A 6,670-nucleotide genomic window follows, 5' to 3' on the forward strand; every position below is an offset into this window, starting at 1 on the left:
CGGGGTTCGCCACCGCGGGGTCTTCCACATTCGTCAGGTTATCCCGCGGCGGGCCCGGACGGGCGCAGCACCGCCGCCGCGCCGAGCACGCACAGCGCCAGCGCCCCCGCCGACCAGCCCAGCGCCGCCGGGCCGCCGACCACCCCCCACAGCGCGCCGAACAGCAGCGAGCAGGCGAACCGGGCCAGTGCCTGTCCGGTGCCGACCAGGGCGAGTCCGGCGCCGCGCTGCTCGGCGGGTACGGCGTCGGCGGCCGCGGCGGCGAGCACGCCGTCGGTGGCCGCGTAGAAGGTCCCGTGCAGCACCAGCACGCAGAGCACCGCCGGCAGCCCGCGCAGCGGTGACAGCAGCAGCCCGTACGCGAGCAGCAGCACCCCGTGCCCGGCGAGGAAGAGCCGGTGGCGGCCGATCCGGTCGGCGAGCGCGCCGAGCGGGACGGCGAGCAGCAGGAAGGCGGCGGCGGTGCCCAGCGGCAGCAGCGGGAAGAGGCCGACGGGCAGGTCCAGCCGGCGCTGGACGAGCAGGTAGAGGAAGGAGTCGCTGACGGTGGTGAGGCCGAGCAGGACGGCGCAGAGCGTCAGCCGGCGCAGCCCCGGCAGCCGCAGCAGGGTGAGGCTGTCGCGCAGTGAGGGGGCGGAAGTCGACAAGTCGTCAGCCTGCTGCCGGTTCGGCACGAACAGCAGCAGGATCAGCACCCCGAGCGCCGCGACGCACGCGCTGACCGCGAACACCGCGTCGTAGCCGTGCCGCTCGCCGCCGTCGGCGAGCAGCGGGCCGCCGGCCAGCCGCAGCACCAGGAACGCGGTGAGCGGCCCGAGCAGGGCGCCGGCCGTGTCCATCGCCCGGTGCACCCCGAACGCCCGGCCGCGGTGGGCGGGTTCGGTGGCAAGCGAGATCATCGCGTCCCGGGGGGCGGTGCGCAGGCCCTTGCCGGTGCGGTCGACGGCGATCACGGCACCGATCAGCGGCACGGTGTGGACGAACAGCAGCAGCGGCCGGCACAGCGCGGACAGCCCGTACCCGACGGCCGCGACGGTCTTGTGGCGAGCCGCGCCGTCGCGGCCGCGGCGGTCGGAGAGGTGGCCGCCGACCAGCCGGACCAGTGCGCTGAAGCCGTTCTGGATGCCGTCGAGCAGACCGAAGCCGAGCGGGGAGAGGCCGAGACCGGTGAGCAGGTAGAGCGGGAGGACGGCGGTGACCATCTCCGAGGAGATGTCGGTGACCAGGCTGACCGCACCGAGGGCGACCACCGCCCCGGGCACGGCGCCCCGCCGCACCGGGCCCACGGCCGGCGCGGCGGTGGTCGGCCCGGCGGGGGACGGGCCGTCGGGGGTCGGCCCGGCGGGGGACGGCCCGACAGGGGCCTTCGAGCTGCGCGAGTCCGCGACGTACACGGCCGTCAGTTCCGGATTCCGGTGCGGCCGACGGCGCCCGCGGAGCGCGGCCGGAGACGGGGCCGGGGACGGCTGCCGGGGGCGAGGGTTCCGGGGGCGCGCAGTCGTGCGAAGGCCATGGGGTCCTCCGGAGGTCGGGGATTCCTGGGCGGGAGCGCCGAGAACAGTAGGAGCGCCGTGGTGTCGTGTACCGCACAACGCAGATGAAGAACAGGCGAACAGCTGCCGCGCCGCGGCGGCCCCGGGGCGGACGGCGGACCGGCGTCGGACGTCACACCCACCGCGATTGACCCGTTCCGGCCGGGCGTGGTGGGATCACCGGAGTTCGGGACGAAAGGTGCGGCACGTGAGCGAACCGGTCGCCGGCGCCCCCCGCACTCTGGTGGTGGGGATCGGCGCGAGCAGCGGCGCCGAACGGACCGAGGTCCTGCGACTGCTCACGGACACCCTCCGGGAGGCCGGCCTGACGCCATCCGCCGTGGCCCGGCTGGCCACCGTGACGGGCAGGGCAAACCACCCGGCGGTGCGCTGGGCGGCCGACCACCTCGCGGGGGTGCCCGTGGACGAGCACCCGCCCGAGGTACTGGCGGGCGTGCCGGTGCCGAACCCCTCCGCCACCGTCGGTACGGCTGTCGGCACCGCGAGCGTGGCCGAGGCGGCGGCACTGGCGAGCGCGCCGGGCGGCCGGCTCGTGGTCACCAAGCGGAAGTCGGCGCGGGCCACGGTCGCGATCGCCCGGACGGCGGCGCGCGGACGCCTCGCACCGCTCGACGTGGACGCGGACCCGCCGCCACCGCCCCTGACCACCGGCACCGGCCCCGGCACCGACACCGACCCCGGCCGCACAGCCGGCACCATCAGCCCCGACCGGCACCAGCCGAACCACCTGAGCCACCTGAGCCACCTGAGTCGCCCGAAACCCGAAGCACCCGCAAGGAGACCCCGCGTGACCGCCCCCGAACCCGACCTGCGCCACCACGGCGACGCCGAGGTACGCGCCGACGGGCTCGGCCTGGTCGACCTCGCCGTCAACGTCCGCACCGGCACTCCCCCGGCGTGGCTGCGCGAGCACCTCGCGGCCACCCTCGGCGACCTCGCCGCCTACCCCGACCGGAGCGCCGCTCGCGCCGCGGTGGCCGCCCGGCACGCCCGCCCGGTCGAGGAGGTGCTGCTCACCTCGGGGGCCGCGGAGGCCTTCGTCCTGCTGGCAAGGGTTCTGACTTCGCATCACATCGTCGTGGTGCACCCGCAGTTCACCGAGCCCGAGGCGGCCCTGCGGGACGCCGGGCACCGGGTGCACCGGGTGCTGCTCTCCCCCGAGGACGGGTTCCGGCTGGGCGCCGTCCCCGAGGAGGCGGACCTGGTCGTCCTCGGCAACCCGACCAACCCGACCTCCGTGCTGCACCCCGCCGAGGCCGTCGCCGCGCTGGCCCGGCCCGGGCGCACCCTGGTGGTGGACGAGGCGTTCATGGACACCGTGCCGGGCGAGCGGGAGTCCCTCGCCTCCGTCCGGGATCTGCCGGGCCGGGTCGTCGTGCTGCGCAGCCTCACCAAGACCTGGGGGCTGGCCGGACTACGGATCGGCTATGTGCTCGGGCCCGCACCGCTGATCGCCGACCTCGGCGCCGCCCAGCCGCTCTGGCCGGTCTCCACCCCGGCGCTGGCCGCCGCCGAGGTGTGCAGTGGCCCGGCGGCGCTCGCCGAGGCCGAGCTGGCCGCGGCCGAACTGGCGCTCCGGCGCGAGCACTTGGTGAAGGGCCTGGCCGCCTTCCCGTCGGTGCGGCTGTACGGCGAGCCGGCCGCTTCCTTCGTCCTGGTCCGACTGCCGGATGCGGCGACCGTCCGGCAGCGGTTGCGCGAGCACGGCTTCGCCGTCCGGCGCGGGGACACCTTCCCGGGGCTGGGTGAGGAGTGGCTGCGGATCGCCGTCCGGGACGAGGAGACCACCGACCGATTCCTCAATGCCCTTGAGGCCGTGCTCGGTTCGGCCTGACCGGCGCGGCACCATCGCCCTCCCGCCGCCCGTCCGCCCGCCCATCAGGCCGGACGGGCGGACGGGCGGACGGGCGGACGGACGGACGGCCGGCCAGGCAACCAGCCGGCCCGACGCGCACAAACAGCTCAGCCCCCACCGACGCGGCGAGCGCTACTGGAGCCCGAGCGCCTCCGCCGCCATGGCGGTGCCCTTCACCCGGGCCGCGATCTTGGCGAAGGCGGTGTCCCGCGAGGTGGAGGCGTCGTCGGCGAACGGCGAGAATCCGCAGTCGTCGGTCGTGCCGAGCTGGTCGACCGGGATGTGCCGGGCCGCGGCCAGCACTCGGTCGCGCACCTCCTCCGGGCTCTCCACCCTGGGGTCGATCGGGTCGGTCACCCCGACGAACACCCGGATTCCGGGGCGGAGTTGATCCGCGATGACGGCGAGCACGCGGTCGGGGTCGGCCTCGCTCGCCAGCTGCACGTAGAAGTTGCCGACCTTGAGCCGGAAGAGCTTCGGCAGCAGCTCGGCGTAGTCGACGTCCAGGCTGTGGGTGGAGTCCTGGTCCCCGCCCGGGCAGGTGTGCACGCCGAGGCGGGCCCGCTCCTCCTCGGTGAACCGGTCGAGCACCTGGTTGTTGAGGGCCACGAAGTCGTCCAGCAGGCTGCCCGACGGGTCCAGCTTGAGCGACAACCTGGCCTCGGTGAAGTCGAGTTGGACGACGTGGGCGCCCGCGTCCAGGCAGCCGCGGATGTCGGCCTCGGCCTCGTCGGCCAGGTCCTTCAGGAAGTTCTCGCGCGAGTACCCGTCGATGCCGCCGGCCGGGTAGAGCAGGCTGAGCGCGGAGGGTGCGATGACGGCCTGCTTGACGGGCTGCGAGGTGTGGCGCAGGGCTTCGCGCAGATAGGTCTCGGCACGGACGCGGTACCGGAAGGGTCCGGCGGTCAGCCGCGGCAGCTGCCGGGTGTGCCCGTCGGCGAAGGGGATGACGGCGCCGTCCCCGGCGAGGGAGGTCAGACCGGCGAGGGGGTACGTGACGAAGCTCGGCTTGGCCTGCTCGCCGTCCACCAGGACGGGGCAGCCGAGCTCCGCCAGCCTGGCCAGGGTGTCGGCGGTGGCCTCGTCCTGCAGCTTCTTCAGGTCGGCGTCGGACAGCCGCCCTTCGGCGTGTTCGGTCAGGGCGTTCAGCAGGGTGCTCGGCCGGGGGATGCTGCCGATGGGCTCCGTGAGAATGGTCATGACGGGACGGTAGAAAGGGCGGCGCCCCGAGCACAACGGGGCGCACGGCGCATTCCGCCCGACCGTTCACACTCCGCGCGCCCCACCCTTCTGCGTTCACGCCCCCGGAACGGCACACCCCTCCGCCCAATCCCGTAGCGTGGCGAAGTCCTCGGCCAGCAGACCGATCCGGGGGTTGACGTGCAGGGCCAGCGCCCGCCCGGGATGGTGGGCGGCGATCCACTCCTCGTCCTGCGGGCCGAGTTCGTCGTCCACCCAGACGAACGGGCGTCCGGCGGCCCAGGCGACCACGTCCCTGGTCTTCCAGTGCAGCCCGTCCGCATCCACCCCGAACAGGTCGGACCAGCGGATGTACGGCAGTTCGGGCAGGCCGATGTGCGGGCCTATGTGGGTGTTCGCCTCGCCCATCCAGCCGGTGGCCCACACCAGTTCGTACGGCAGCGCCAGCAGCGCCTCGCCGTGGGACGGGTTGAGCCAGACCCGCAGCGGCTTGACCCGGACGGCGGGCGGCCTGGCGTGCTTGGCGCGCGTCGCCTGCCGGGCCTGGACCGCCGCCAGGTGCTCCTGCTTCGCCACCCACCAGGAGGGGCGCAGCCGGTGGGTGGCGTAGCCCTCGGGCCTCCGCTTCGGCGCGGCGTAGGGATTGAGCGGTCCGTCCACGTCGAGCAGGAGCAGGGGCTGCTGGGTCATGCCATGAATTCTCGGTCCGGTGAGGGCGCTTGACCAGCGATTTGCCGGCCGCGATCGGTCGGACGGAGCCCCGGGGCGTCCCGGCCGCGCCGCCCGGCCCGCCCCGGCCCCAGGCGTCACGGGCGGTCCCACAGGTTGCGGGCGGCGAGCAGCGGGAGCACGCCCTCCCCGAACCAGTACGCCTCCTCCAGGTGCGGCATTCCGCTCAGCACGAACTCGTCGATGCCCAGCGCGTGGTACTCGCAGATCAGGTCCGCGACCTCCCGGTGGCTGCCCACCAGTGCCGTCCCGGCGCCGCCGCGCAGCAGGCCGACGCCGGCCCACAGGCCGGGGTACACCTCCAGCCGCTGCGCGGAGCCGCCGTGCAGCGCGAGCATCCGGCGCTGCCCCTCCGACTCGCTCTCGGCGAGCGCCCGTTGGGTCTGCCGCACCCGGGCCGGGTCCATCGCGGCGAGCAGCCGTTCGGTCTCCGCCCAGGCCTGTGCGGCGGTGTCCCGGGTGATCACGTGCAGGCGGATGCCGAACCGGACGGTCCGGCCCCGGGCGGCGGCCAGTTCACGGATCCAGCGGATCTTCTCCCGGACCTGGGCGGGCGGCTCGCCCCAGGTCAGGTAGACGTCCGCGTACCGGGCCGCGACGTCGCCGGCGGCCGGGGAGGAACCACCGAAGTACACCGCCGGCACCGGGTCCGGCAGCCGGTTCAGCCGTGCGCCCTCGACCCGCAGGTGCGGCCCGTGGTGGTCGACCGTCGCCCCCGCCCAGAGCCGTCGGGTGATGTCCAGGAACTCCCCGGTCCGCGCGTACCGGGCGTCCTTGTCCAGGAAGTCCCCGAAGGCGCGCTGCTCGGCGGACTCCCCGCCGGTCACCACGTTGAGCAACAGCCGTCCACCGGAGTGCCGTTGGTAGGTCGCGGCCATCTGCGCGGCCAGCGTCGGGCTGATCTGCCCGGGCCGGAACGCCACCAGGTACTTCAGCCGCTCGGTCACCTGGCTCAGCATCGCGGTGGTCAGCCAGGCGTCCTCGCACCAGGCCCCGGTCGGCGTGAGCACGCCCTCGAAGCCCAACTGCTCGGCGCTGCGGGCGATCTGGCCGAGGTAGCCGATGCCCGGCGGCCGGTCCGACCCGGCGGCGCCGGGCGTGGAGCCGTGCCCGCCGCCGACGATCAGCCGACTGTCGCCGTTGGTGGGGAGGAACCAGTGGAAGGTGAGAGCCATGGACGGACACACTCCTGGGGCCGGTGCTGCCTGCGGTCGGTTGTCGGAACCCACTCGCGGCGACACCCGTCCGCCCACACCCGCCCCAGGTCCACGTGCAGCCTGCGCACGAGAAGGGGGCGGCCCGGAGCAGTCATGCCCCGATTCTCCGCGCCTCC

The 6,670-nt window shown here is 74.8% G+C and carries 5 protein-coding genes; 1 reads left to right on the forward strand and 4 read right to left on the reverse strand.

Annotation, left to right across the window (positions count from 1 at the left end):
• Nucleotides 1–38 precede the first annotated feature (38 nt).
• Nucleotides 39–1,394, reverse strand: coding sequence for an MFS transporter (locus ACIQOV_RS20695; RefSeq protein ID WP_401050413.1), 1,356 nt, complete (start codon nucleotides 1,392–1,394; stop codon nucleotides 39–41).
• A gap of 346 nt (nucleotides 1,395–1,740) precedes the next feature.
• Here ACIQOV_RS20695 and cobC point away from each other — a divergent pair, with 346 nt between their 5' ends.
• Nucleotides 1,741–3,387 (forward strand): Rv2231c family pyridoxal phosphate-dependent protein CobC, encoded by a 1,647-nt coding sequence (cobC, locus tag ACIQOV_RS20700; protein WP_401050416.1) that lies wholly within the window; start codon nucleotides 1,741–1,743, stop codon nucleotides 3,385–3,387.
• Nucleotides 3,388–3,540: 153 nt separating this feature from the next.
• On the opposite strand, the gene ACIQOV_RS20705 is transcribed toward cobC, so the two are convergent.
• From ACIQOV_RS20705 to ACIQOV_RS20715, 3 genes are all read right to left on the reverse strand, one after another.
• Nucleotides 3,541–4,608: a cobalamin-independent methionine synthase II family protein gene (locus ACIQOV_RS20705; protein ID WP_401050419.1), complete on the reverse strand. Its 1,068-nt coding sequence runs from the start codon at nucleotides 4,606–4,608 to the stop codon at nucleotides 3,541–3,543.
• 96 nt (nucleotides 4,609–4,704) lie between these two features.
• A complete protein-coding gene (locus ACIQOV_RS20710) occupies nucleotides 4,705–5,298 on the reverse strand; it encodes a hypothetical protein (RefSeq protein WP_401050422.1) in 594 nt (197 codons plus the stop codon).
• Between the two features lie 116 nt (nucleotides 5,299–5,414).
• Nucleotides 5,415–6,512, reverse strand: a complete 1,098-nt coding sequence (locus ACIQOV_RS20715; protein ID WP_401050425.1) for an LLM class flavin-dependent oxidoreductase — start codon at nucleotides 6,510–6,512, stop codon at nucleotides 5,415–5,417.
• Nucleotides 6,513–6,670 lie beyond the last annotated feature (158 nt).

The sequence above is a fragment of the Kitasatospora sp. NPDC091257 genome, from assembly GCF_044757675.1.
Classification (GTDB): domain Bacteria; phylum Actinomycetota; class Actinomycetes; order Streptomycetales; family Streptomycetaceae; genus Kitasatospora; species Kitasatospora lactacystinica.